This window comes from Spirillospora sp. NPDC000708 (genome assembly GCF_040299565.1).
Taxonomy (GTDB): domain Bacteria; phylum Actinomycetota; class Actinomycetes; order Streptosporangiales; family Streptosporangiaceae; genus Spirillospora.
Genome location: NZ_JBEPCJ010000053.1, coordinates 48,164 through 72,205 on the forward strand (window position 1 = coordinate 48,164; position 24,042 = coordinate 72,205).

Sequence of the window (24,042 nt, forward strand, 5' to 3'; positions counted from 1 at the left end):
CTCGCCGCAGAACACCGTACGTCACAGACGGTGCTCTCCCCGGCATCTCCATTGGTGAGTCGACGAACCCGTCAAAGCGGATGACCTGCGTGCACGGCGCCGGGCCGGCCGAGGTCTTCCGTTTGACGGAAGCGGGGGTGACGCGTGCCCGGAGGAGCGGCGATGGTCGGGACGACCACGAACGAGAGGGGGGCACGTGACCGACCAGAGCGCCGTCGAGACGGAGGTCGTCGTCCTGGAAAGGACCGATCTCGCGGAAGGCGTCGTGGGATTGACGCTGGGCGCCGTGGACGGAGGCGCGTTGCCGTCCTGGCAGCCTGGCGCGCACGTCGACCTGCTGATGCCCGACGGCCTCGTGCGGCAGTACTCCCTGTGCGGCGACCCGGCCGACGATCGGACGTGGCGGCTCGGCGTGCTGAGGGAGGGGCCGGGCTCCACGTTCGTCCACGAGCGACTGAACGTCGGCGACAAACTCCTCACGCGCGGCCCGCGCAATCATTTCGCTCTGGAAGACGCGCCCGGCTACCTGTTCCTGGCCGGAGGCATCGGCATCACGCCGATCCTGCCGATGGTGGCGGCGGCGGATGCCGCAGGCGCGGACTGGCGGCTCCTCTACGGCGGGCGGCAGCGGGCGGCGATGGCCTTCCTCGACGACCTGGCGCGCTACGGAGAGCGTGTCGAGGTACGGCCGCAGGACGAGTTCGGACTGCCCGACCTCGACGCCGCGCTTTCCGGGCTCCGGGAGGGCACGCTCGTCTACTGCTGCGGGCCCGAGCCGATGCTGGCAGCGGTCGAGGAGCGGTGCCCCCGTGGCACGCTGCGCACCGAGCGCTTCTCGGCGAAGCCGGTCACCGGCCCGGACGAGGCGTTCGAGATCGAGCTGTCGCTCACCGGCCGTACGCTGCGGGTCGAGCCCGGGCGGTCGATCCTGGAGACGGTCGAGGAGGCGGGCGTCACGGTCCTGGCGTCGTGCCGCGAGGGCACGTGCGGAACATGCGAGACGCCCGTCCTCGACGGCGAGCCGGACCACCGCGACTCCGTGCTCACCGACGACGAGCGCGCCGACGGCGGCTTCATGATGATCTGCGTGTCCCGCGCCAAAGGCCCGCGCCTAGTCCTCGAACTCTGAACACGCCACCTCCACCGCATCCGCCGTAGCGCGCCCACCCGGCCGTGGTGCGTGCTGCGCTGGCGCGATGTGTGCACGGTGGCGGGGTGTGGGCTCGCGTAGGTCGAGATGTGCTGGGTGGGTGGGGTGCTGGGCCGCTAAGGGTGTGCGCCGCATTGGCCGGAATGCGGGCCGGGGCAGCCGGGGGTGTCTGCCGAGCTGGCCGTGATGCGCGGCGCGGTGGTGGGATGTGGGCTCGCGTCGGTCGGGATGTGCGTCATGCTGGCCGGTGGGCGCCGTATTGGCTGCGCTGCACCGGGTGGTCCAGGGGGTGCGCTGCATTGGCCGGAGTGCGCATTGCGTCGGCCTGGGTGCGCGCTGGGGCGGTTGGATCTGACGTGTCGGCGGGCGATGTGTGCCCCCGCTGGTCGTGGGTGTGCGCTGTGCGGAGGGCGGAGCGTGCGTAGTGCTGGCTGTGCTGTGTTGGTCGGGGCGTGCGGTGGGTCGGGTTTGCGCTTGAGTGAACGGGGGCGTCGCGCGGGTTGAGGTGTGTGCTGGTGTCTTGGGGTGGCTGAATGTGCTTCGGGTGGGCGGAAGGCTGTTGGGATGGGGAGGATGGCCCGGCGCTGGTGTGGTTGGTGTGGTGTTGCGTTGGTGTCAGGGCGGCTGAGGGGGTGTGGGGTGGAGGGGGCTTACTTCGTTATTGGGGACGGTTATGCGGTCTACCAAGGGGCTGTGGCGGAGGGGAGCTTTCATCGGCATGCCGCCTTTCAGGTGGCCATCGGTGTTCATGGCGAGGTGGTCATGGACGATGAGGACGGCAACCGCTTCAGCGATGCGGCGTTGGTCGTGCCGCCCATGGTCGGCCACAGGCTGCTTCCGGTTCGGGAGCTGCGCACGCTTTTCGTGGAGCCGCATTGCGCGTTCGCCGATCGGCTGCGGGTGGTCTGCGGCAGGGGCATCACCCCGGCTCCTGGCATGAGGGGGCTTCGTGAGGAGGACGTCGCGGGTGGCCGTCTGTCGGGGGAGCTCGACGGGCGGTTGCTGGACGCGATGCGCGTGCTGATGGACGAGCGGATCCCGATGACGGCGCTGGCGGCGAGGGTGGGGCTGTCCCCGCAGCGGCTCCGCGCGCTGGCGCGGGCGGAGCTGGGCATGCCGCTCGCGCGGTGGCGCATCTGGCGGCGCCTCGCCCGGTCGGCCGAGGCGCTGCGCGAGGGACGGACGCTGAGCGGCGCCGCGCTCGCGGGCGGCTTCGCCGACCAGGCGCACTTCACCCGCGAGATGCGGCGGATGATGGGGCTGACGCCCGCGGAGGTCGTCCGGGCGCTGGGACGTCAGGCGCGCCGCGCGGTGTAGAGGGAGATCGAGCCGTTGACCGTCGGCACGGCCGCGGTCTCCCGCACTTGGACGAAGCCGACCTCGGAGATGAGGCCCGGCAGCCTTCCGTCGGCGTTGAACCGCGTGTCCTCCCGGCCGTCCGCCAGCTGCACCAGGCGGAAGGCCAGGCGCATCGCCCGGGTGCGCTGGAGACCGAAGTCGGCGATCACCAGCCGGCCGCCGGGCCGCAGCGTCTCGAGCATCGAGGCCAGGATCGCCCGCTTCATCGGCACGGGGCACTGGTGGAGGACGAGGCTCGACACGACGGTGTCGGCGGTCCCCGCGTCCACGACGTCCGTCAGCGCGTCGCCCATCCCGGTCCGCCACTCGACGCCGCCCGCACCGGCCTTGCGCTCGGCGGCCGCGAGCACCCTCGGGTCGGGGTCGACGCCGATCACGCGCGCGGACGGCTCGATGCCGTGCAGGAGCAGGGCCAGCGATCCGGTGCCGCAGCCGACGTCGACGACGACGTCACCGGCCCTGACCGCGGCGTGCATGGCGATCATGCTCCGCCACAGGCGCTCCCGGGTCAGCGCGATCACGGCGTCGTAGAGGCGGGGGAGGGCGGCGCGGCCCAGCGCGGGGGTGAAGGTCTGCTCGGTCATGACCGGAAGTGTCGCCCGTCCCGGCGCGGCTCGTCTTGAACGAACCGCTCGCGCGTCAGACCGGCGTGATCGGCAGGGAGCGGCGCGGCTCGAAGGCGAAGCCGGAGCCGGTGCTGAACCGGACGACGGCCACCTCGTCGGGCTCGGGCGCGGGCTCGTCGCGGCGGACGATGGCCAGCCGCCAGTCCCGGTCGGTGCCGGTGACCTCGGTGTCGAGGCACGGGTCCAGGGCGCGGACGACGGCCTGGAGCGCGGTCGTCCAGCCGGGCCCGCACAGGGCGATCCAGGCGCCGTCCTCGTGGGCGGGGGACGGGCGGACGGTGACGGTCGCGCCGTCGATGGAGGCGTCGACGTAGGCCGACGGGTTGAGGAGCGGGTGGACCGCGAGGAGCCGGGCGGCCCCCTCGGGGGTGGCCGGGAGGGCGAGGGCGCGGGCGAGGCGTTCGGCGGCGACGCCGGCGATGCCGACCAACTGCTTGCGGCGGATGCGCAGGAGGCCGTCGGCGTCGGCGCGTGCGGCCACGGCGAGCGTGAAGGCCCGGTTGAGCAGGTGCATCTGCAGGCACACCTCGTCGGCGATCCGGGCGAGCGCGGAGCGGGAGAAGGCGGCGAAGTCGAGGTCGGACAGCAGCGGGCCGGTGTAGTCGGCGAGGCCGTCGTCGGCCGGGTCGATCGGCGCCAGGTCGAGGGTCGCGGCGCGGGAGCGCTCGTTGTCGGCGAGCAGGGGGATGCCCTGCGCATCCGGGTGGGACTCGTCGATGATCACGGTCCAGGCGCAGTGCGGGTGCCGGCCGGCGGGCGAGCGCGGCGGCCGGTGGATCGGGCGGACCTGCGCCTTCGGGTTGGTCGCGACGGCGGTCGCGTCGAAGGTGGGGTCCTCGATGTCGTGGCACATGGAGCGGACGTAGTCGTCGCCCATCGGCTCGACGTCCATGAGGGCGCCGCAGTGGTCAAGGTGGAACTCGCCGTGCCACCGGTCGTGGACGGTGTAGCGGAAGTCCATGAACTGCGGCGGGGCGCCGATGTCGAGCTGGAGGCCCTTGAAGATCGTCGGGACGTCGCCCTTCCCGGGCACCTCCGGGGCGTAGCCGAGGGCGCGCTGCATCCGCCGCGTGTAGATGGGGCTGGACGCGGCCCACTCCTCGATCGCGATCCGCGCCATCTCCTCGCGGCCGAATGCGGAGATGCACCACGCCATTCCGGAACGGTCGATGAGCTGACCGATCAGGAGCAGCTCGGGGACGGCGACCGCGAGTTCGTCCCGGGACAGGGCGGCGTAACGGCCGGGCGGTATCGCTCCAGGGTTCGTCATCTGGCGATCTCCTCGAAGATGAAACGGGTTCTCGTCGGCGTCACTTCGCGGTCAGGCCGAGCCGGGCGGCGGTCTTGTCCAGGTACTCGATGACTTCGGCCTCGTCGGCGTCCGGCACGCCCCAGATCAGCTCGGACGCGCCCGCGGCGGACCACTCGGCGAGGTCGTCGGGGGAGGGCCGCTTGGCGACCAGGATCCGCACGTCGGGTTCGCCGGAGCGGCCGGCGTCGGCCCACTCGCGGCGCAGCAGGGCGGCCTTGTCGGCGATGCCGGTCTCGATCGGCGTGGTCATCCAGCCGTCGGCGTGGCGGGCGATCCACCTCATGGTCTTCGGGCCGCCGCCGGCGCCGACGATCACGGGGATGCGGCCCTGCGGCGGCTTGGGGTAGGCCCAGCTCGGCCCGAACGAGACGAACTCGCCGTCGTAGGACGCCTCCTCCTCGGTCCACAGGGCGCGCATGGCCTCCAGGTACTCCTTCAGGACGGTGCGCCGCCCCGCCGCCGGGACGTGGTGGTCGGCCAGCTCGTCGGTGTTCCAGCCGAAGCCGGCGCCGATCGTCAGCCGGCCGCCGGACAGGTGGTCGAGGGTCGCGAGCGTCTTGGCGAGGGTGATCGGGTCGGACTCGACGGGCAGCGCGACGGCGGTGGCGAGGCCGATCCGCTCGGTCACGGCGGCGGCGGTCGCGAGCGACACCCACGGGTCGAGGGTGCGCGTGTAGCGGTCGTCGGGCAGGTCCTGGCCGCCGGTGGGGTGCAGCGCGTCGCGGCGCACCGGGATGTGGGTGTGCTCGGGCACGTAGAAGGTGTCGAAGCCGCGCTCCTCGGCGGCCTTCGCGAGGGCTGCCGGCGTGATGCCGCGGTCGGAGGTGAAGAGCACGATTCCGTTGCGCATGGCGTCATAGTAGAACGTGTTCTAGGCTTTCTGGAATAGTGACTGGACAGCTGTCCGGCCGAGCGGCCGGAGAACCGGCCCTCCGCCGGGAAAAGGAGAAGTCGATTCAGATCCGGCTATTGCGGCGATCTCCGGCCCGGTCTACGGTGGACACATGTCCAGTCAGGTGACCAGTCCGGCGCTGCGGCAGGGCCTCAACGCCCGGCAGGCCGAAACGGTGGAGAACCTGATGGCCGCCGGGCTCGAGGAGCTGCGCGCCGTCGGGCACGACGCGCTGACGATCCGGACGGTGGCCCAGCGGGCGGGCGTCTCCCCGGCGACCGCCTACACCTACCTCTCGTCCAAGAACCACCTCTTCGCGGAACTGTTCTGGCAGCACCTCAGCGAGGACGGCGGCGCCGCGCCGGACGGAGCGGGCGCCACCGAGCGGCTGCAGGCGACCGTCCGGGCGCTGACGGCCCGGATCGTCGCGGAACCGGAGCTGGCGGCGGCGGTGACGCCGGCGCTGCTCGGCGGCGATCCCGACGTCGCGCGGCTGCGGCTGCGCATCGGCGGGGAGTTCTACTCCCGGTTCGAGGCGGCTCTCGCGGGGCCGGCACGACCGGGGGCGGCGCGGCCCGGGGCGCCGGCCGACGCCGCCGTCCTGGAGGTGCTGGTCCTCACCTTCACCGGCGCGCTGCTGCAGGCCGGCATGGGCCTGCTGACCTACGACCAGATCGCCGACCGGCTCGTCTCGGCCGTGGAAGTGATCATGAGGGGCAACGAATGAGCGCTTCGACCGACGCGGTGGCCGAACCCCTGGTCTTCGACCCCTACGACTACGCGTTCCACGAGGACCCGTACCCGCTCTACCGGCGGCTGCGCGACGAGGCGCCGGTCTTCCACGCCGAGCGGGACGACCTTTGGGTGGTCTCGCGCCACGCCGACGTGTTCGACGTGCTCCGCGACGACGCGGCGTTCTCCAACCGGATGGGCGTCTCCCTCGACGCGAGCGCGTGGAGCCCCGACGCGCACCGCGTGATGAGCTTCCTCGCCCTCGACGGGCAGAGGCAGACCCGGCTGCGCAGGCTGGTGTCCGCCGCGTTCACGCCGCGCCGGGTCAAGGAGTTGCAGCCGCAGATCCAGCGGCTCACCGAGCACTACCTCGAACGGACCTTCGCCGCCGCCGCCGAGCACGGCGAGGCCGACTGGATCACCGACTTCGCCGGGAAGCTCCCCATGGACGTCATCTCCGAGATGATGGGGGTGCCGGAGGCCGACCGGGACGAGGTCCGGCGCCTCGCCGACCTGGTCGTGCACCGCGAGGACGGCGTCCGCGACGTCCCGCCGGCGGGCATGGAGGCGGCCGGCGAGCTCATCACCTACTACGCGGGGATGGTGAAGGAGCGCCGGGCGGCGGCCGCGGAGGCGGGCGACCTCACCGCCGCGCTCACCGTCGCCGAGATCGATGGCGACCGGCTCACCGACGGCGAGATCATCGCGTTCCTCTTCCTCATGGTGGTCGCCGGGAACGAGACGACCACCAAGCTGCTCGGCAACGCGCTGTACCACCTGTCCGCGCACCCTGAGCAGAAGGCGGAGGTGCTCGCGGACCCGGACGATCCCGAGACGCTGGTGACGCCGTGGATCGAGGAGACGCTGCGGCACGACACCTCCAGCCAGATGCTCGCCCGCTACGTCGTCGACGACGTGGAGATGCACGGCACGACGATCCCGGCCGGGGGGAAGGCGCTGATCCTGCTCGGCTCCGCCAACCGCGACGAGCGGGTCTTCACCGACCCGACCGTCTATGACGTCCACCGGCCCAAGAGCGAGCTCGGCCAGATCCTCAGCTTCGGCTCCGGCAAGCACTTCTGCCTGGGCGCGAACCTGGCCCGGCTGGAGACGCGGGTCGTGCTGAACGAGCTGGTCCGGCGCGTCGAGGATTTCGAGGTGCACGCCGACCGGGCCGTGCGCGTGCACTCCACCAGCGTCCGCGGGTTCGCCGAGCTGCCGACCGGCTTCACCCTGCGGAAGGGCTGAGGCGGAGGGACTGGGAGGGACCGAAGATGTCCAGGAAGTACCCGCATCCCGAACGCCGCCCCGCGGTGATCACGGGGGCGTCGTCCGGCATCGGCGCCGAGACGGCCACGGTGCTCGCGGCGGCCGGCCATCCGGTGGCGCTCGGCGCGCGCCGGGTCGGCGTCCTCGAGGAGATCGCCGCGGCGATCCGCGCCGAGGGCGGCGAGGCGGTCGCGCACGCGCTCGACGTCTCCGACGACGGCTCGGTGGCCGACTTCGCCGCGAAGGCGACCGCCGACCTCGGCGACATCGAGGTCGTCGTCAGCAACGCCGCGCTGGTGGCGCCCGGCGCGACCATCGAGGTCAGCTCCGAGCGCTTCGCGCGGGAGATCGACCTCAACCTCGTCGGCGCGCACCGGGTCGCGCGGGCGTTCGTGCCCGCGATGGTCGGGCGCCGGCGCGGCGACATCGTCTTCGTCTCGTCCGACGTCGCCGTCCGCGCGCGGCCGTTCATGTCGGCGTACTCCGCCGGCAAGTGGGGCCTGGAGGGAATGGTCAGCGCGCTGCAGATGGAGCTGGAGGGCACCGGCGTCCGCGCCTCGATCATCCGCCCCGGCCCGACGTGGAGCGGCATGGGCGCCGACTGGGACGCCGACGAGGCCGCGTTCGTGCTCGACCAGTGGGTCCGCTTCGGGCTCGCCCGGCACCCCCACTTCCTCAAGGCGAGGGCGCACGCCGACGCGATCGCCACGATCGTCGGCGCGCCGCGCGGCGTGCACCTCAGCCTGCTCGACGTCAATCCCGAAGCGCCCGTGGAGGAGAAGCCATGACCGCCGCCGAGAGTCATCGGCTCGCCGCGATCCCCGAGGTGAGCACGGTCCTCGACGATCAGAGCCCCGAGGTGCCCGAGATCATCCGCGGCACCGGCCACCTGCCGGAGATGCGGGTCGACCCGGTCTCCCTGTTCCACCGCGTCCGCGAGGAGTGCGGCGACGTCGGGCGGTTCCGGCTCGCCGACAAGGACGTGGTGCTGGTCAGCGGCGCCGAGGCGAACGAGGTGTTCTTCCGCGCGCCCGACGAGCGGCTCGACCAGGCCGCCGCGTACCCGTTCATGACGCCGATCTTCGGCAAGGGCGTCGTGTTCGACGCCTCGCCGGAGGAGCGCCAGCAGATGCTGAAGAACCAGGCGCTGCGCGGGGACATGATGCGCGGGCACGCGCGGACGATCGAGGCGGAGATCCGCCGGATGGTCGCCGGCTGGGGCGAGGAGGGCGAGATCGACCTCCTCGACTTCTTCGCCGAGCTGACCATCTACACCACCTCGGCGTGCCTGATCGGCAAGCCGTTCCGCGACGAGCTGGACGGCTCGTTCGCCGAGCACTACCACGAGCTGGAGCGGGGCACCGACGCGATCGCCTACGTCGACCCGTACGCCGACATCGACAGCTTCCGGCTGCGCGACGCGGCGCGGGAGAAGCTGGTCTCGCTGGTGCAGGGCATCATCGAGCGGCGCAAGGAGCGCGGGAAGGTCCCCCGCGACCAGCGCGACCTGCTCGACGTCCTGATCTCGCTTGACATGAGCGCCGACCACATCACCGGCATCTTCATCTCGATGATGTTCGCCGGGCACCACACCTCCAGCGGCACCGCGTCCTGGGCGATGATCGAGCTGCTGCGGCACCCGGACGTGCTGGCCGAGGTGGTCGCCGAGCTGGACGCGCTGTACGCCGACGGGACCGAGGTGTCGTTCCAGGCGCTGCGGTCCATCCCGGTGCTGGAGTCGGCGCTGAAGGAGACCCTGCGGCTGCACCCGCCGCTGATCATCCTGATGCGGCTGGTCCGCGAGGACTTCGAACTGCTCGGGAAGACGATCCCCGCCGGCACGATGCTGGCGGCGTCGCCGCGGGTCTCCAACCGGATCGAGGCGGACTTCCCGAAGGCGGGCGACTTCGACCCGGGGCGCTACATCGACCCCCGGCAGGAGGACCTGCAGAACCGCTGGACCTGGATCCCCTTCGGCGCCGGCAGGCACCGCTGCGTCGGCAACGCGTTCGCGATGATGCAGATGAAGGCGATCTTCTCCGTCGTCCTGCGGGACTACACGTTCGAGGCCGCCCAGCCCCTGGACTCCTACCAGGACGACTTCACCAAGATGGTCATCCAGCTCAAGCAGCCCTGCCGGGTGCGGTACCGGCGACGGGCCGGGAGGTGAGCGCGGTGCGCGTCGTCGCCGACACCGACATCTGCCAAGGGCACCAGCTGTGCCAGGGCGAGGCGCCCGACGTGTTCGGGTTCGACGAGGAGAAGGACGTGGTCGTGATCCTCGACGAGCACCCGGACGAGTCCCGCCGCAAGGACGTGGCCACGGCCGTCAAGTACTGCCCGGCCTTCGCGCTTTCGATCGAAGAGGACTGAGGGGACGACGTGAGTGATGACGGCGGGCTGACCCGGGCCGAGATCGAGGAGTTCTGGGACTCCTGGCTGGCGATCAACCGCGAGGCCGAGCGGACCGGCGACTGGCGGGTGATGGCCGAGTGGTACGCCGAGGACGCGACGTACGGCTGGATGTACGGCCCCGACGAGCACTTCATGGCCGTCGGCCGCGACCAGATCCGGGACTGGGCGATCGGCATCGAGATGGACGGCCTCGACGGCTGGCACTACGACTACCAGGTCACCGTGATCGACGAGAAGAAGTCGATGATCGTCGGGTTCTGGAAGCAGAAGTCCGGGATCACGAACGACGCGACCGGCGCGGAGTACGAGATCCTCGGCATCGGCGGCTCGTGGTTCGGCGTCGAGCGGCAGGCCGCGGGCGCGGACGCCGGCCAGATCAAGATCGCCTGGCAGCGGGACTGGTTCGACATGCCGTCGACCGTCCACACCTTCATGGAGATCATCAACTCCGGCAAGGCGCCCGAGACGCTGCTGAAGCGGATGAAGGTCGCCGGGCACGGCGTCCCCGGCCACTACCACTACGACGAGATGCCCTCGACGCTGTGGCCGCCGCCCGTCGAGCGCGGCGACTTCGTCACCCAGGCGCCCAAGGACGCACCGGAGGCGGCGGGCAACGGGGCGGAGGCGGCGAAGTGACCGACCGCGCCCCCGCCAACCCGCCCGCGCAGCAGTACGTCGACGGCAAGCTCGGCGCCGCGGCCGGCGGGGCGTCCTACCCGATCCTCAACCCGGCCACCGGGCAGGAGATCGGCCGGGCGCCCGACAGCACCGCCGCCGACGTCGACGCCGCGATCGGCGCCGCCCGCCGCGCGTTCGACGCGTCCGGCTGGGCGACCGACCGGGCGCTGCGGATCCGGGTGCTGCGCCAGTTCCACCAGGCGCTGCTCGACAACGCCGACGCGCTCCGCGCGCTCACCACCGCCGAGGCGGGGGCGCCGGCGTTCTTCGTCGCCGGCCCGCAGTTCGACACCCCGGTCGAGAGCCTGAAGTGGACGATCGACCTCGCCGAGGGCTACGCGTGGGAGACCGACCTCGGCGTCGGCGTCACGATGGGCATCCGGTCGCGCCGCACCGTGCACCGCGAGCCGGTCGGCGTGGTCGCCGCGATCACGCCGTGGAACTTCCCCAACCAGATCAACCTCGCCAAGATCGGGCCGGCGCTCGCCGCCGGGAACACCGTGGTGCTGAAGCCGGCGCCCGACACCCCGTGGCTGGCGGCCGAGATGGGCCGGCTGTTCGCCGAGTGCACCGACGTCCCGGCCGGCGTCTTCAACGTCGTCACGCCGCGCGACAACCGGGTGGCGGCGCTGCTGACCAGCGACCCGCGCGTGGACCTGGTCTCGTTCACCGGCTCGACGGCCACGGGACGGGCGATCGCGGCGGCCGCGGCGCCCACCCTCAAGCGGGTGTTCCTCGAACTCGGCGGCAAGTCCGCCGCGATCGTGCTGGACGACGCGAACCTCAAGGCCGTCGTCGGCGCCACCGCGTTCGCGGCGTCCGTGCACGCCGGCCAGGGATGCGCGATCACCACCCGGCTGGTGGTGCCGCGCGAACGCTACGACGAGGCGGTGGAGATCGCCGCGTCCACGATGGCCTCGCTCGGCGCGAAGGACCCCGCCGACCCCGGCACCATCTGCGGGCCGGTCATCTCCGCGGCGCAGCGCGACCGGGTGAAGTCCTACCTCGACCTCGCGCTTCAGGAGGGCGGGCGGTTCGCGACCGGCGGCGGGATCGCCGAGCAGGACGGCGAGCTGGCCGGCGGGTTCTGGATCCAGCCGACCGTCATCGCCGGCCTCGACAACACCGCGCGGGTCGCCCAGGAGGAGATCTTCGGCCCGGTGCTGACCGTCATCGCGCACGACGGCGACGACGACGCCGTCCGGATCGCCAACGAGTCGCCGTACGGGCTGTCCGGCTCGGTCGACTCCGGTGACCTGGAGCGGGCCAAGGCCGTCGCGGCCCGGATCCGCACCGGCACGGTCGGCGTCAACGGCGGGCTGTGGTTCGGCGCGGACGCGCCGTTCGGCGGCTACAAGCAGTCCGGGATCGGCCGCGAGATGGGCGTGGCCGGGTTCGAGGAGTACCTCGAGACCAAGACCACGGCCGAGCCCGCCTAGGCGCGGACGAGGAGGGAAACGGGATGAGCGACATCGTCCGCGTCGGGTTCGTCGGGCTCGGCGACATCGGCAAGCCGATGGCGACCCGGCTGGCCGCGCGGCAGGCCGAGGACGGGCTCGCGCTCGGCGTGTTCGACCTGGCCGCGGCGCCCGTCGAGGAGCTGGTCGCGGCCGGGGCGAAGGCGGCCGCGGGCGTCGGCGCGCTCGCCGCCGGCAGCGACGTGCTGTGCGTGATGGTCAACAACGACGAGCAGGTCCGCTCGGTGCTGGACGAGGCGCTGGCCGCCGCCCCCGCCGGCCTCACCGTCGCGATCCACTCGACCGTCGCCCCCGGGACGCCCGCCGAGCTGGAGGAACTCGCCGCGCGGCGGGACGTCCGGCTGGTCGACGCGCCCGTGTCCGGCGGCGTGATGGGCGCGGGCACCGGCGAGCTGGCCATCATGGTCGGCGGGGCGGAGGAGGCGTTCGCCGCGGTCCGCCCGGTCCTGGACGTCCTGGCGAAGAAGGTCGTGCACGCCGGGCCGATCGGAGCGGGCACCAAGTTCAAGCTCGCCCGCAACCTGATGCACTACGCCGCCTTCACCGCGGCGACCGAGGCGCAGCGGCTCGCCGAGGCGGCCGGGCTGGACATCGTCGCGCTCGGCGAGGTCGTCCGGCACACCGACGCGCTCACCGGCGGCCCCGGAGCGATCATGTACCGCGACACGACCGCCGAGATGGAGCCGGGGTCGTTCTGGTTCACCACCTTCGGCCACCTCCGGCAGCTCGCCGAGAAGGACCTCGACTTCGCGATCGCGCTGGCCGAGGAGCTCGGCGTCGACGTACCGCTGGCCAGGATCGCGCGCGAGCGACTCGCGCCCGGCCTGGGCTTTCCCGAGGAGCAGCGATGAGCGACGAGAAGACCGGGAAGTTCGACGACCTCCCCGAGCCGCGGGCCCGCGGCCTGCGCAAGATGGAGCAGGTCTACGGCTTCGACATGACCGACGGCGCCGGCGACTTCTTCCGCTACACCGCCGACCACCTGTTCGGCGACGTCTGGCAGCGCCCCGGCCTGTCCGACCGGGACCGGCGCCTGCTGGTCATCGGGCTGCTCGCCGGGCAGGGCGCCGCCGACGTGCTCGGCATCCAGGTGCCCGCCGCCCACGCCGCCGGGGAGCTCGACGACGAGGCGCTCCGCGAGATCGTCGTGTTCCTCAGCCACTACGCGGGCTGGCCGAACGGCGCGCGGCTCAACTCCATCGTCGAGGAGACGATCGCCAAGGCGGCCCGGAAGGCCGCGCGGGCCGCCGGGAAACGGGACTGAGGAGCACCATGGCCATCCGCGTCCTGCACGTGGCGACCGGCAACGTCGGCCGCATCGCCCTGGCGCAGCTCATCGAGGACCCCCGCTTCGAGCTGGCCGGCCTCGTCGTGTCCGACCCCGCCAAGGTCGGGCGCGACGCCGGCGACCTCGCCGGCCTCGGCACGGTCACCGGCGTGGCCGCCGTGGACGACCTCGACGCGGCCCTCGCGCTGCGGCCGGACTGCACCGTCTACTGCGCCCTCGGGGAGACCCGGCTGTTCGAGGCGCTCGCCGACATCGAGAAGATCCTCGCCTCGGGCAGCAACGTCGCCGCGTCCTCGCCGGTGCCGCTGATCTACCCGTGGGGGCTGCTGCCCGACCGCATGATCGACCCCATCGAGAAGGCGTGCGAGGCCGGCGGGACCAGCCTGTTCGCCAGCGGCGTGGACCCCGGCTGGATCAACGACCTGCTGCCCTTCGCGATCGCGAGCACCTGCCAGCGGGTGGAGCAGGTCCGCTGCTCGGAGATCGCCGACTACGCGACGTACGACGGCGGCCCGGTCATGTTCGACTTCATGGGCTTCGGCCGGCCGCTGGACGACCTGCCGAGGATGTTCAAGCCGGGGATCCTGGCGGCCTCCTGGGGCGTCAGCCTCCGGATGATGGCCCGCGGGTTCGGCTTCGAGCTCGACGACATCACCGAGGCGTACGAGCGGGAGCCGGCGCCGGAGGCGTTCGACGTCGCCGCCGGGCACATCCCGCGGGGCGGCGTCGCGGCGATGCGGTTCCAGGTCACCGGCGTCGCGAGCGGCAAGGAGGTGCTGGTCATCGACCACACGACCCGGCTGCGCGACGACCTGCGCCCCGACTGGCCGCGGCCCGCGCAGGACGGCGGCTCCTACCGGCTCGAGATCACCGGCGAGCCGTCCTACCGCGTCGACGTGTGCCCGACCAGCGCCAAGGGCGACCACAACCACGCCGCGATCGCCGCGGGCGCCGGCCGCATCGTCAACGCGATCCCCGACGTCGTCGCGGCTCCGCCCGGCCTGCGGACCCCGCTCGACCTGCCGTTCAACACCGCCCGCGGCGTCTTCGCGACGGCGCTGGCCGGCTGAGACCCCGCGACAGAGAGGACACACGACGATGGGACGCGTGGACGGGAAGATCGCCCTGATCAGCGGCGGCGCGCGCGGGATCGGCGCGGCCGCCGCGCGGGCCCTCGTGGCCGAGGGCGCGAAGGTGGTGCTCGGCGACATCCTCGACGAGGAGGGCAAGGCCGTCGCGGACGAGCTGGGCGACGCCGCCCGCCACGTCCACCTCGACGTGACGAGCCCCGACGACTGGACCGCCGCCGTCCAGGCCGCCGTCGCCGAGTTCGGCGGGCTGAACGTGCTGTTCAACAACGCCGGGATCGCCAACGGCGCCACCATCCAGCGGTTCTCGCTGGAGAAGTGGCAGAAGATCATCGACATCAACCTCACCGGCCCCTTCCTCGGCATCCGCGCGGCCGCGGACGCGCTGATCGCGGCCGGCGGCGGATCGATCATCAACACCTCGTCCATCGAGGGGCTGCGCGGCACGGCCTGGGCGCACGGCTACGTCGCGTCGAAGTGGGGGCTGCGCGGCCTGACCAAGTCGGTCGCGATGGAGCTCGCGCCGCACGGCGTCCGGGTCAACTCGCTGCACCCGGGCCTGATCCGCACGCCGCTCACCGACGGCATCCCCGACGACATGATCCCGGTCCCGCTCGGGCGCCCCGGCCTGCCCGAGGACGTCGCGTCGTTCGTGGTCTTCCTGGCCAGCGACGAGTCCTCCTACGCCACGGGGACGGAGTTCGTCATCGACGGCGGCACCGTCAACCAGATCCCCCACAAGTGACGCCGGCGCCCGAGGCGCACGGCGACCCCAGAAGTGACCCCCGGAAGCACAGTGATTCGAGACGGGAACCGATGAACGCACAGACCTCTCCCGGAACGGCCGTCCCCGCGGTGGTGCCGGCCGCGGACGTGCCCGCCGACGCCGAGCGGTTCGACGTCGTGGTGGTGGGCTTCGGGATCGCCGGAGGCTGCGCCGCGCTGGAGGCCGCGCGCTCGGGGGCCCGGGTGCTGCTGCTGGAGCGCGCCGCCGTCCACGGCGGCACGTCGAGCATGTCGGGCGGCCACTTCTACCTCGGCGGCGGCACCGCCGTCCAGAAGGCCACCGGCCACGAGGACACGGCCGAGGCGATGGCGCGCTACCTGATGGCGAGCACGAAGGACCCGGACGAGGAGAAGATCCGGCTCTACTGCGACGGGTCGGTCGAGCACTTCGACTGGCTGGAGGCGCTGGGGTTCGAGTTCGAGCGCTCCTACTTCCCGGGGAAGGCGGTGATCCAGCCCGGCACGGAGGGGCTGATGTTCACCGGCAACGAGAAGGTGTGGCCGTTCCGCGACGGGGTCCCGCCGGCGCCGCGCGGCCACAAGGTGCCGGTGCCGGGCGATACCGAGGGCACCAAGATCGTGATGGACCTGCTGCGGGACCGCGTCGAGGAGGCGGGCGTCGAGGTCCGCTACGAGACCGGCGCCACCAACCTGGTGGTGGACGGGGACGGCGCGGTCGCCGGCGTCGCGTGGCGGAACTTCGACCGGACGGGCGTGGTCGCCGCCGCCGGGGTGGTGATCGCGGCCGGCGGGTTCGTGATGAACGCGGACATGGTCGCCGCCTACACGCCGGCCCTCGGCGAGAAGCTGTTCACGCTGGGCGGCACCTACGACGACGGGCTCGGCATCCGGCTCGGCCAGTCGGCCGGCGCGGCGCTGGAGCACATGGACGAGCCGTTCATCACCGCCCCGTTCTACCCGCCGTCGTCGCTGGTCAAGGGGCTGATCGTCAACAACCGCGGCAAGCGGTTCGTGGCCGAGGACAGCTACCACGCGCGCACCTCGTACTTCGTGCTCCGGCAGCCGGGCGCGGCGGCGTACCTCATCGCCGACAGCGACCACATGGAGGAGCAGCGGATGCCGCTCGTCCCGCTGAAGGACGGCTACGAGACGATCGAGGAGATGGAGGCCGGCCTGGAGCTGCCTCCCGGCTCGCTCGCGGCGACGATGGCGCGCTACAACGAGCACGCGGCGCGGGGCGAGGACCCCGACTTCCACAAGCACCCCGACTGGCTGGCGCCGCAGACGAAGGGCCCGTGGGGCGTCTACGACCTGACCCTCGGCACCGCCCTGTACGCCGGTTTCACCCTCGGCGGCATGGCGACCACGGCCGACGGCGAGGTCCGGCGGGCCGACGGGTCGGTCATCGGCGGGCTCTACGCGGCCGGCGCCTGCGCGTCCAACATCGCCCAGGACGGCGCCGGGTACTGCTCCGGCACCCAGCTCGGCGAAGGCTCGTTCTTCGGCCGCCGGGCCGGTCTCGCCGCCGCGGCGCGGGCGCGCGGGACGTCCCGGTAGGACGCCCCGCGCGGGTCGCCGTGCCTACACGGGCTGCTCGACGGTGCGCAGGGCGCGGCGGAGCACGCCGAGGCGGTCGGCGGCCATGCGGCGGGAGACGGCGGCGTCCGGGATCAGCCCGGAGCCGTGGAAGGTCCCCGGGTAGTGGTGCACCTCCGTCCCCACGCCCGCCTGGACGAGCCGCAGCGCGTACGCGAGGCCCTCGTCGCGGAGCGGGTCGAACTCGCAGGTGGTGACGTAGGCGGGCGGGAGGCCGGTGAGGTCCTCGGCGCGGGCGGGCGCCGCGTAGGGGGAGACCCCGGCGGTGCCGCGGACGCCCTCGCCGAGGTAGTAGTCCCAGCTCAGCTCGGCGTTCGGGCGGTTCCAGATCGGGGTGTCGTGGAACGCGCGCATCGACGGGGTGTCGAGCCGGTCGTCGAGCTCGGGGACGCCGAGGAGCTGGAAGCAGAGCGCGGGGCCGCCGCGGTCGCGGGCCAGCAGCGCGGTCGCGGCGGACAGGCCGCCGCCGGCGCTCTCGCCGCCCACCGCGAGCCGGCCGGGGTCGATGCCGAGGTCGGCGGCGTTGGCGGCGGTCCAAGTCAGCGCGGCATAGCAGTCCTCCAGGCCGGCGGGGAACGGGTGCTCGGGCGCGAGCCGGTACTCCACCGACAGCACGACCGCGCCGACCTCCGCGGCGATGCACAGCGCGTCGTCGTGGGAGGCGTCGACGCTGCCGAGGACGAACCCGCCGCCGTGGATGTAGAGCAGGCCGGGCAGCCGCCCGCCGGCCCCCGCCGGGGTGAAGATCCGCACCGGCACCGCCGGCGCGCCGCCGGGCCCGGGGACGGCGACGTCGCGGACGTCGACCGGGACGGGCGGCTCGTACCGGGGGTGCGCGGCGAGGAGCCGGTCGTCGGCGTCCCGCATCGCCGCGGGGTCGGTCAGCGTGATCTCGGGGATCATGGAGATCCACGGGGCGAGCTCCGGGTCGAAGGCGTACGTCACGTTCCGGCTCCTCTCGGCGGCCGACCACCAGTTTCGTCGCGGTCGGCGGTCCCGCCCAGCCGCCGACCGGCGGGGATCGCGGACCGGAATCCGCCGATCGTCGGGTGGCGTACGATCCGTCCATGAAGGGGCTGCTCCTGCGGTTGTCGGGGCTGGACGCCGACGCGGAGAACGCCGTCCGGGTGATCGGCTTCTTCGACCGGCTGATCGCGGGACGCGCGAGCCCGCACGCCCTGGTGCGCGCCACCGCGACGCTCGCCGAGTGCCCCGCCGGGCTGGCCGACCCGGCGCGCGGGATCTCGCTGCGCTCGGAGCCGGGCGCCGCGCCGGGGGAGGCGGCGGGGGAGCGGGCCGTCCGGGAGTTCGCCGAGACCGGCATCGTGTGGCTGGAGCGGCCGGGCGCGCCGCTGCCGCTGGACGAGATCGTGCTGGAGCGGTTCGCCTTCGCCGCGACGGTGCTGCTGGAGCGCGAGCGCGGCGAGCGGGACGACGCCGCCCTGGTGGACCTGGTCGTGGCGGCGGACGCCGCGGAGGCCGACCGGTGCCGCGCGCTGCGGGCGATGCGGTTCGAGCCGTCCGCGCCGCTGCACGTTCTGGCCGTCGCGGGCGGCGACGCGGCGGCGGTCCTCGGCGTCCTCGGCCGGGACGCGCGCGCCGCGGCGCTCGGGCACGTGCACGCCGTCCTGGCGCGGGACGTCCCGGCGGACCTGGAGGGCCGGACGCCGGACGGGACGCGGATCGGGGTCGGGCCCGCGCTGCCGGGCGCCGAGGCGCCGGACGCGTGGCGGCTGGCCCGGTCGGCGCTGCGGTTCACGACCCTCGGCGACGGCCTGCCGACGGTGGTGCGCCACGACCGGCTCGGCGGGCTCGCCGCGATCGCCGCGCGGCTGCGGCCGGAGGACATCGCCCGGGTCGCGGACGTGGCGGCGCTCGACCGGCTCGCCGCCGAACCGCACGGCGACGACGTCCTCGCGGTGCTGGTCGCGTTCTGCGCGACGGGCTCGACCCGCAAGGCCGCCGCCCGCGTGCACCGCCACCACAGCACGATCGCGGCGCGGCTGTCGCACGCGGAACGGCGGCTCGGATTCTCCTTCCAGGAGCCCGGCGGGCGGCTGCGGCTGGACCTGGCGCTGCTGCTGCGCCACCTGAGGGACGAACCCGGCTGAGTCCCGGTTAACAGATCTGTGTCCTGACTTTTCTTGCCATATTGATCACCCGTAGGCAGCCTCTTCTGATGTGACCCCATCCACGACGGAAGTCGCGGGCTTCCTGCGTCGGTGGCTAGGCCGCCGCGCAGCGGGCCGGCCCGGCCCGATGCAGGATGTTCAAGGCCCCGACGTGGTCGGCGTTGCCGGCGAACCCGCACACGGTGCACTCGAATCTTGCTTGGGTGAGGCGGTTCTGCCCAGCGACGTGCCCGCATCCCCCGGCGAAAGGCGGACAGGTCCGGGAGGTGTTGCGGGCGTCCACCAGGATCACCCGGCGGCCGGCGCTTTCAGCCTTGTCCGCCAGGATTCTCAGGAACTGCCCCCAACCCGCGTCAAGAATGCTCTTGTTCAGACCCGCTTTGGCAGCGGCGCCGTTCGGCAGGTACGCCCCTTCGTGTTCGGGTGCGGGCTTGGGCACAGGAGCCCTCGTCATGCCCGCGGTGTTGAGCTTCTCGCAGGCGATCATGTCGTGGTCGCGCGCCAGCTCCAGTGCGGTCTTGTGGTGATGGTCGAGTCGCTGACGCCGAATCTTGGCGTGCAGCCTGGCGACCTTGCGAGCCGCCGCCCGGTGCCTCTTGGTACGCCGGCGGGTGCGTCGGGGGAATGTCGCCAGGTGGCGCTGCGCTTCGGCAAGTTCCTCGGCCATCGACGCGAAGAAGCGCGGGTTGTGGACGCGCTCGCCCTTGGAGGTGGTGAGCAGATACGTCACGCCCATGTCGATGCCGACGACCGAGCCAGTAGGTGCAAGGGGCTCGGTAGGCACGTCGTCACAGGACAGCACCACGAACCAGCGGCGCCCCTCACGCTTGACACTGATGGTTTTCACTCGTCCGACGACGGGTCGGTGCCGGTGCACCCGAATGTGCCCGACGCCTTGCAGCCGGACACGGGTCTGGGGGTCCTGGGGGGTGGAATCCCAGCGGCATCCGTCACCGTCTTTGGGGAACTCCACCGTGTCGAAATGCCCGACGCCCTTGAACCTCGGGTAGCCGGGCGTCTGGCCGGTCTTGACGCGGCGGAAGAACGCCTCGAACGCCCGGTTCAACCGCCGCAATGTGGCCTGCTGAGACGAGAACGACCACCGCCCTTGACGTTGGGGATCGAACGCCCGGATCTCCTTCAGTTGCGCCGACTGATCCCCGTACCGGACTCTCGTCTTGGAAACGTGCCGGTAGGCCTCCCGCCGCTCCTGCAATGCTCCGTTATAGAGCGAGCAATGATCGGCAAGCATCTCCCGCAACGCCTGTTCTTGGCGGGCGGTGGGCCGGAGAAGGAACTTGTACGCCCGTCTCATGGCCAGCCACCCTCCCCCCACGGCAACAACAACACGGTAGACGCAATGCGTGTTCATCCGCATACGGATCGAATCTTTCGGGGTCGGGCGGATGGCCAGCCGCTTCTTGTAGACGCCCATGAGGCGGTTCCGTCCACGTGTGCAGGCGCCGGTCCCCATGAGAAGGTCACGATGGGATCCCTCCAGCCGACCGTTCCCGCTTCGGTTCCGCCGCCCCCACCGCCGAGCGAGCGGCTGAGCGACGGGAGGGGCGCGTGAGCTTCTCCGACTACCTCGCCGACCGGTGGCCGACGATCGCGCGGGAGATGGCCGAGCACGCCGAGGTGGTGCTGATCGCCGTCGGCATCGCCGCGGTGGTCGGGATCGGCCTCGGGATCGCGGTGGAGGGCCGGCCGCGGCTGAGCCGGCTCGCGCTCGGCGTCACCGGCACGATGCTGACCGTCCCGTCGCTGGCGCTGTTCGGGCTGCTGATCCCGCTGTTCGGGCTGGGCCTGGCGCCGACGATCACGGCGCTCGTGCTGTACGCGGTGTTCCCGATCCTGCGCAACACGATCACCGGCCTGGAGTCGGTGCCGGGCGCGGTCGAGGAGGCCGCCCGCGGCATGGGGATGGGCCGCGCGAGCCGGCTGCTGCGGATCCGGCTGCCGCTGGCCTGGCCGGTCGTGCTCACCGGCGTCCGGGTCGCCACGATCATGACGGTCGCGATCGCCGCGATCGCCGCCGCCGTCGCCGGCCCCGGGCTCGGCGAGCTGATCTTCGGGGGGCTGTCGCGGATCGGCGGCGCGAACGCGCTGAACGACACGCTGGCCGGCACGCTCGGCGTCGCGCTGCTCGCGCTCGCCCTGGACCTGCTGTTCGCCGCGGTGGCGCGGCTGACCACACCGAGGGGCATGCGATGACGGAGATGATCCGGCTCGACGGCGTCACCAAGCGCTACCCGGGGCAGGACGCCCCGGCCGTCGACGGGCTCACGCTGAGCGTCCGGGAGGGCGAGATCGTCGTGCTGCTCGGGCCGTCCGGCTGCGGCAAGACGACGACGCTGCGGCTCGTCAACCGGCTGATCGAGCCCACCGAGGGGCGCATCTTCCTCGACGGCGAGGACGTCACCCGGGTGAACCCCGACGAGCTGCGCCGCCGCATCGGCTACGTCATCCAGCAGGTCGGGCTGTTCCCGCACATGACGATCGCGGGCAACATCGGCCTCATCCCGCGCACCCTCGGCTGGGACAGGAAGCGCGTCCGCGCCCGCGTCGACGAGCTGCTCGACATGGTCGGCCTGGACCCGGGGACGTTCCGGGGCCGCTACCCCAAGGAGCTGTCGGGCGGGCAGCAGCAGCGGGTCGGGGTGGCCCGCGCGCTCGCCGCCGACCCGCCCGCGATGCTGATGGACGAGCCGTTCGGCGCGCTCGACCCGATCACGCGGGAGCGGCTGCAGGACGCGTTCCTGGAGCTGCAGGCGCGGATCGGCAAGACGATCGTGCTGGTCACGCACGATCTGACGGAGGCGCTCAAGCTCGGCGACCGGATCGCGATGCTCGGCGAGCACGCCCGGCTCGTCCAGTACGACACGCCCGCGGCGATCCTCGCCGAGCCCGCGGACGCGTTCGTGGCGTCGTTCGTCGGGGCGGGCGCGGCGATGCGGCGACTAAGGCTGGTCGAGGTCGGGTCGATCGGGCTGGTGCCGGTCGAGGCGGTCGGCGCCGTGTCGACGAGCGTGCGCGCGGACCAGAGCCTGTACGAGGCGCTCGACGCGATGCTGCGGGCCGGCGACGAGGGCGCGGTCGTGCTGGACGAGGACGGGCGGCCCGCCGGCGCCGTCTCCTGGTCGACCATCGTGCGGGAGACGCCGAGCGGCGGCGGGTCACCGCCCGCCGGGCCGCCGTCCGAGGCGTCCGAGGCGTCCGGCGGGCCGCACGCCGGGCCGCCGTCCGGCGAGCGGCCGCTGACGGAGGCGCCGGGCCGGGAGAGCGGCCGCCGATGAGCGTCACCGCGATGCTCGACGGCCGTCCCGACGGCCCGCGCGGCGGCCGGCCCGCGCGGGACGAGACCGCCGGGGACAGGGGGCCGCGCTCCGCCACCGGGATGATCGCGACGCCCGTCGTCCTCGTCGTGGCGACCGCCGCCCTCTTCGCCTACCTGCACGGACGGCACCTCGACGCGATCGAGAAGCGCTCGATCAACCGGGACGTGATCACCCAGCGGTTCGTGGAGCACATCGAGCTGGTGGCGGCGTCGACGGCCCTCGTCCTCGCGATCGCGATCCCGCTCGGCGTGCTGCTGACCCGGCCGGGGCTGCGGCCCCTGGCGGCGCCGTTCCTCGCGCTGGCGAACGTCGGGCAGGCCGTCCCGTCCATCGGGGTGCTGGTGCTGCTCGCCGTCACGGTCGGCATCGGCTTCCAGAAGGCGGTGATCGCGCTCATCCTCGTGTCCGCGCTGCCCGTGCTCCGCAACACCATGGTGGGGCTGCAGGGCGTCGACCGCTCGCTGATCGACGCCGGGCGCGGCATCGGGCTGTCCCGGACGGCGGTGCTGCTGCGCGTGGAGCTGCCGCTCGCCGTGCCGGTGATCCTCGCCAGCGTCCGGGTCGCGGTGATCCTCAACGTCGGGAGCGCGACGCTCGCCGCGTTCACCAACGCGGGCGGCCTCGGCGACCTCATCAACACCGGCATCGCGCTGAACCGGACCCCGATCCTGCTCACCGGCAGCGTCCTGACCGCCGTGCTGGCGATGGCGGCGGACTGGCTCATCGGCATCGTCGAGCACTACCTGCGCCCGCGCGGCATCTGAATCCCCCTGAGGAGAGTCACCATGCGCCTGCTCCCCATCGTCGCCTCCGTCGCCGCCGTCGGCCTGACCGCCGGGTGCTTCAGCTCGTCCGGCACCGGTGCCAAGGCGGGCAGCCTGGCCAAGGGCAACTCGCTGAAGGGCGCCACCGTCACGGTCGGCGGCAAGGAGTTCACCGAGCAGCTCGTCCTCTGCCAGATCACGGCGCTGGCGCTGCGGTCGGCGGGCGCGACCGTCAAGGAGAAGTGCGGGCTGCAGGGCAGCAACACCACGCGCGCCGCGCTGACGTCCGGCAGCATCGACATGTACTGGGAGTACACCGGAACGGCCTGGATCAACTACCTGAAGAACACCAAGCCGCTCAACAACCCGACCGAGCAGTACCAGGCCGTCGCGCAGCAGGACCTCGGCAAGAACCACGTGAAATGGCTGGCCGCCGCGCCCGCCAACAACACCTACGCCATCGCCGTGAAGACGACGACGATGCAGCGGCTCGGCATCACGGACCTGTCCGGCTACGCCAAGCTGGCGCACACCGACCCGGCGAAGGCGTCCACCTGCGTGGCCAGCGAGTTCGCCGGGCGCAGCGACGGCTGGCCCGGGCTGCAGAAGGCGTACGGGTTCACGCTGCCGAAGTCGTCGGTCGCGACCCTCGCCGAAGGCGCCATCTACGACGCCATCGGCAAGGGCAAGCCGTGCGACTTCGGGGAGGTCGCGACGACCGACGGCCGCATCAAGGCGCTCGGCCTCACCTCGATCCCCGACGACAGGAAGTTCTTCCCCGTCTACAACCCCGCGCTGACCGTGCGCGACGCGGTCGACAAGGACCATCCGGCCATCGAGAAGATCATGAATCCGATCGCGGCGGCGCTCACCGACTCCGTCCTGCAGACCCTGAACGGCGAGGTCGACATCAGGGGCAAGGAGCCCACGGACGTCGCGCAGACCTGGCTCCAGTCGAAGGGGTTCATCGGCAAGTAGGGGCGCCGGCAGCGGGCAGGACACCAGGGTGGCCGAGTCCGCGTGACCGCGGGGAGGGACCAGGGATGAAACCGTTCGCGTCGTCGGCCGACCTGGCGGACAAGGAGCGGAGCCTGGAGGTGCTGGCGGACGGCGTCTACGCGCTGACCGCCGAAGGCGATCCGAACGTCGGCGCGGTCGAGGCCGAGGACTTCGTCGTG

Annotated in this window: 24 protein-coding genes and 1 pseudogene; 20 read left to right on the forward strand and 5 right to left on the reverse strand. The window is 72.6% G+C overall.

What is annotated here, in order from left to right; all coding sequences use genetic code 11:
• Positions 1-196: 196 nt before the first annotated feature.
• Positions 197-1,129, forward strand: coding sequence for a PDR/VanB family oxidoreductase (locus ABT299_RS31695; RefSeq protein ID WP_500252981.1), 933 nt, complete (start codon positions 197-199; stop codon positions 1,127-1,129).
• Positions 1,130-1,912: 783 nt separating this feature from the next.
• The gene (locus tag ABT299_RS31700; RefSeq protein WP_500252982.1) at positions 1,913-2,467 is read left to right on the forward strand and encodes an AraC family transcriptional regulator; all 555 of its coding nucleotides are present in this window, start codon (positions 1,913-1,915) and stop codon (positions 2,465-2,467) included.
• Here the strand turns inward: ABT299_RS31700 and ABT299_RS31705 are convergent.
• The 3 genes from ABT299_RS31705 to ABT299_RS31715 are packed head-to-tail and all read right to left on the reverse strand — an operon-like array spanning position 2,446 to position 5,297.
• The gene (locus tag ABT299_RS31705; protein ID WP_500252983.1) at positions 2,446-3,093 is read right to left on the reverse strand and encodes a class I SAM-dependent methyltransferase; all 648 of its coding nucleotides are present in this window, start codon (positions 3,091-3,093) and stop codon (positions 2,446-2,448) included. The two genes, ABT299_RS31700 and ABT299_RS31705, sit on opposite strands and share 22 nt — an antisense overlap.
• A 55-nt stretch (positions 3,094-3,148) precedes the next feature.
• Positions 3,149-4,405 carry a hypothetical protein gene (locus ABT299_RS31710; protein ID WP_500252984.1) on the reverse strand — a complete coding sequence of 419 codons (1,257 nt, stop codon included), beginning with the start codon at positions 4,403-4,405 and terminating at the stop codon, positions 3,149-3,151.
• A 40-nt stretch (positions 4,406-4,445) separates the two neighbouring features.
• Positions 4,446-5,297, reverse strand: a complete 852-nt coding sequence (locus ABT299_RS31715) for an LLM class F420-dependent oxidoreductase (protein WP_500252985.1) — start codon at positions 5,295-5,297, stop codon at positions 4,446-4,448.
• Between the two features lie 154 nt (positions 5,298-5,451).
• Between ABT299_RS31715 and ABT299_RS31720 the strand changes: the two genes are divergently transcribed.
• The 12 genes from ABT299_RS31720 (at position 5,452) to ABT299_RS31775 (ending at position 16,591) form a co-directional block, all read left to right on the forward strand.
• Positions 5,452-6,066: a TetR/AcrR family transcriptional regulator gene (locus ABT299_RS31720; RefSeq protein ID WP_500252986.1), complete on the forward strand. Its 615-nt coding sequence runs from the start codon at positions 5,452-5,454 to the stop codon at positions 6,064-6,066.
• The gene (locus ABT299_RS31725; protein WP_500252987.1) at positions 6,063-7,319 is read left to right on the forward strand and encodes a cytochrome P450; all 1,257 of its coding nucleotides are present in this window, start codon (positions 6,063-6,065) and stop codon (positions 7,317-7,319) included. The genes ABT299_RS31720 and ABT299_RS31725 overlap by 4 nt, the downstream gene beginning before the upstream one ends.
• Positions 7,320-7,345: 26 nt before the next feature.
• Positions 7,346-8,128 (forward strand): SDR family oxidoreductase, encoded by a 783-nt coding sequence (locus ABT299_RS31730; RefSeq protein WP_190858800.1) that lies wholly within the window; start codon positions 7,346-7,348, stop codon positions 8,126-8,128.
• Complete coding sequence (locus ABT299_RS31735) at positions 8,125-9,510, forward strand: cytochrome P450 (protein WP_387019655.1); 1,386 nt, start codon at positions 8,125-8,127, stop codon at positions 9,508-9,510. Before ABT299_RS31730 ends, ABT299_RS31735 begins: the two co-directional genes overlap by 4 nt.
• Positions 9,511-9,515: 5 nt before the next feature.
• On the forward strand, positions 9,516-9,713 hold the full coding sequence (locus ABT299_RS31740) for a ferredoxin (RefSeq protein WP_190858805.1): 198 nt from the start codon (positions 9,516-9,518) through the stop codon (positions 9,711-9,713).
• A gap of 9 nt (positions 9,714-9,722) precedes the next feature.
• A complete protein-coding gene (locus ABT299_RS31745) occupies positions 9,723-10,391 on the forward strand; it encodes a hypothetical protein (RefSeq protein WP_500252988.1) in 669 nt (222 codons plus the stop codon).
• Positions 10,388-11,872 carry an aldehyde dehydrogenase gene (locus ABT299_RS31750; RefSeq protein ID WP_500252989.1) on the forward strand — a complete coding sequence of 495 codons (1,485 nt, stop codon included), beginning with the start codon at positions 10,388-10,390 and terminating at the stop codon, positions 11,870-11,872. The genes ABT299_RS31745 and ABT299_RS31750 overlap by 4 nt, the downstream gene beginning before the upstream one ends.
• Before the next feature lie 23 nt (positions 11,873-11,895).
• Positions 11,896-12,762, forward strand: coding sequence for an NAD(P)-dependent oxidoreductase (locus tag ABT299_RS31755; protein ID WP_500252990.1), 867 nt, complete (start codon positions 11,896-11,898; stop codon positions 12,760-12,762).
• Positions 12,759-13,175 (forward strand): carboxymuconolactone decarboxylase family protein, encoded by a 417-nt coding sequence (locus ABT299_RS31760; RefSeq protein ID WP_500252991.1) that lies wholly within the window; start codon positions 12,759-12,761, stop codon positions 13,173-13,175. Before ABT299_RS31755 ends, ABT299_RS31760 begins: the two co-directional genes overlap by 4 nt.
• A gap of 8 nt (positions 13,176-13,183) precedes the next feature.
• A complete protein-coding gene (locus ABT299_RS31765; protein ID WP_500252992.1) occupies positions 13,184-14,269 on the forward strand; it encodes an NAD(P)H-dependent amine dehydrogenase family protein in 1,086 nt (361 codons plus the stop codon).
• Positions 14,270-14,297: 28 nt separating this feature from the next.
• A complete protein-coding gene (locus ABT299_RS31770; RefSeq protein ID WP_190858817.1) occupies positions 14,298-15,032 on the forward strand; it encodes a glucose 1-dehydrogenase in 735 nt (244 codons plus the stop codon).
• 71 nt (positions 15,033-15,103) lie between these two features.
• Positions 15,104-16,591: an FAD-binding protein gene (locus ABT299_RS31775; protein ID WP_387019669.1), complete on the forward strand. Its 1,488-nt coding sequence runs from the start codon at positions 15,104-15,106 to the stop codon at positions 16,589-16,591.
• Between the two features lie 24 nt (positions 16,592-16,615).
• On the opposite strand, the gene ABT299_RS31780 is transcribed toward ABT299_RS31775, so the two are convergent.
• On the reverse strand, positions 16,616-17,575 hold the full coding sequence (locus ABT299_RS31780; protein ID WP_500252993.1) for an alpha/beta hydrolase: 960 nt from the start codon (positions 17,573-17,575) through the stop codon (positions 16,616-16,618).
• Between the two features lie 122 nt (positions 17,576-17,697).
• On the opposite strand from ABT299_RS31780, the gene ABT299_RS31785 reads away from it, so the two are divergent.
• Positions 17,698-18,741 carry a helix-turn-helix domain-containing protein gene (locus ABT299_RS31785; RefSeq protein WP_500252994.1) on the forward strand — a complete coding sequence of 348 codons (1,044 nt, stop codon included), beginning with the start codon at positions 17,698-17,700 and terminating at the stop codon, positions 18,739-18,741.
• Positions 18,742-18,856: 115 nt separating this feature from the next.
• On the opposite strand, the gene ABT299_RS31790 is transcribed toward ABT299_RS31785, so the two are convergent.
• Positions 18,857-20,197: an RNA-guided endonuclease InsQ/TnpB family protein gene (locus ABT299_RS31790; RefSeq protein WP_500252995.1), complete on the reverse strand. Its 1,341-nt coding sequence runs from the start codon at positions 20,195-20,197 to the stop codon at positions 18,857-18,859.
• Between the two features lie 134 nt (positions 20,198-20,331).
• Between ABT299_RS31790 and ABT299_RS31795 the strand changes: the two genes are divergently transcribed.
• From ABT299_RS31795 to ABT299_RS31815, 5 genes and pseudogenes are all read left to right on the forward strand, one after another.
• Positions 20,332-20,976, forward strand: coding sequence for an ABC transporter permease (locus ABT299_RS31795; RefSeq protein ID WP_347256784.1), 645 nt, complete (start codon positions 20,332-20,334; stop codon positions 20,974-20,976).
• Positions 20,973-22,058, forward strand: a complete 1,086-nt coding sequence (locus ABT299_RS31800; RefSeq protein WP_500252996.1) for an ABC transporter ATP-binding protein — start codon at positions 20,973-20,975, stop codon at positions 22,056-22,058. Before ABT299_RS31795 ends, ABT299_RS31800 begins: the two co-directional genes overlap by 4 nt.
• Positions 22,055-22,864: an ABC transporter permease gene (locus ABT299_RS31805; protein WP_241755769.1), complete on the forward strand. Its 810-nt coding sequence runs from the start codon at positions 22,055-22,057 to the stop codon at positions 22,862-22,864. The genes ABT299_RS31800 and ABT299_RS31805 overlap by 4 nt, the downstream gene beginning before the upstream one ends.
• A gap of 21 nt (positions 22,865-22,885) precedes the next feature.
• Positions 22,886-23,842, forward strand: a complete 957-nt coding sequence (locus tag ABT299_RS31810) for a glycine betaine ABC transporter substrate-binding protein (RefSeq protein ID WP_190858825.1) — start codon at positions 22,886-22,888, stop codon at positions 23,840-23,842.
• A gap of 65 nt (positions 23,843-23,907) precedes the next feature.
• Positions 23,908-24,042 (forward strand): annotated as a pseudogene (locus ABT299_RS31815) (MBL fold metallo-hydrolase); the annotation flags it as partial.

Excerpts from the sequence above, each read along its gene's own strand:
- ABT299_RS31785 (WP_500252994.1), top strand. The coding sequence starts at position 17,698 with ATGAAGGGGCTGCTCCTGCGGTTGTCGGGGCTGGACGCCGACGCGGAG.
- ABT299_RS31700 (WP_500252982.1), top strand. The coding sequence starts at position 1,913 with ATGGACGATGAGGACGGCAACCGCTTCAGCGATGCGGCGTTGGTCGTG.
- ABT299_RS31805 (WP_241755769.1), top strand. The coding sequence starts at position 22,055 with ATGAGCGTCACCGCGATGCTCGACGGCCGTCCCGACGGCCCGCGCGGC.
- ABT299_RS31735 (WP_387019655.1), top strand. The coding sequence starts at position 8,125 with ATGACCGCCGCCGAGAGTCATCGGCTCGCCGCGATCCCCGAGGTGAGC.
- ABT299_RS31730 (WP_190858800.1), top strand. The coding sequence starts at position 7,346 with ATGTCCAGGAAGTACCCGCATCCCGAACGCCGCCCCGCGGTGATCACG.
- ABT299_RS31810 (WP_190858825.1), top strand. The coding sequence starts at position 22,886 with ATGCGCCTGCTCCCCATCGTCGCCTCCGTCGCCGCCGTCGGCCTGACC.
- ABT299_RS31710 (WP_500252984.1), bottom strand. The coding sequence starts at position 4,405 with ATGACGAACCCTGGAGCGATACCGCCCGGCCGTTACGCCGCCCTGTCC.
- ABT299_RS31770 (WP_190858817.1), top strand. The coding sequence starts at position 14,298 with ATGGGACGCGTGGACGGGAAGATCGCCCTGATCAGCGGCGGCGCGCGC.
- ABT299_RS31715 (WP_500252985.1), bottom strand. The coding sequence starts at position 5,297 with ATGCGCAACGGAATCGTGCTCTTCACCTCCGACCGCGGCATCACGCCG.
- ABT299_RS31800 (WP_500252996.1), top strand. The coding sequence starts at position 20,973 with ATGACGGAGATGATCCGGCTCGACGGCGTCACCAAGCGCTACCCGGGG.
- ABT299_RS31775 (WP_387019669.1), top strand. The coding sequence starts at position 15,104 with ATGAACGCACAGACCTCTCCCGGAACGGCCGTCCCCGCGGTGGTGCCG.
- ABT299_RS31760 (WP_500252991.1), top strand. The coding sequence starts at position 12,759 with ATGAGCGACGAGAAGACCGGGAAGTTCGACGACCTCCCCGAGCCGCGG.
- ABT299_RS31725 (WP_500252987.1), top strand. The coding sequence starts at position 6,063 with ATGAGCGCTTCGACCGACGCGGTGGCCGAACCCCTGGTCTTCGACCCC.
- ABT299_RS31755 (WP_500252990.1), top strand. The coding sequence starts at position 11,896 with ATGAGCGACATCGTCCGCGTCGGGTTCGTCGGGCTCGGCGACATCGGC.
- ABT299_RS31705 (WP_500252983.1), bottom strand. The coding sequence starts at position 3,093 with ATGACCGAGCAGACCTTCACCCCCGCGCTGGGCCGCGCCGCCCTCCCC.
- ABT299_RS31765 (WP_500252992.1), top strand. The coding sequence starts at position 13,184 with ATGGCCATCCGCGTCCTGCACGTGGCGACCGGCAACGTCGGCCGCATC.
- ABT299_RS31720 (WP_500252986.1), top strand. The coding sequence starts at position 5,452 with ATGTCCAGTCAGGTGACCAGTCCGGCGCTGCGGCAGGGCCTCAACGCC.
- ABT299_RS31790 (WP_500252995.1), bottom strand. The coding sequence starts at position 20,197 with ATGGGCGTCTACAAGAAGCGGCTGGCCATCCGCCCGACCCCGAAAGAT.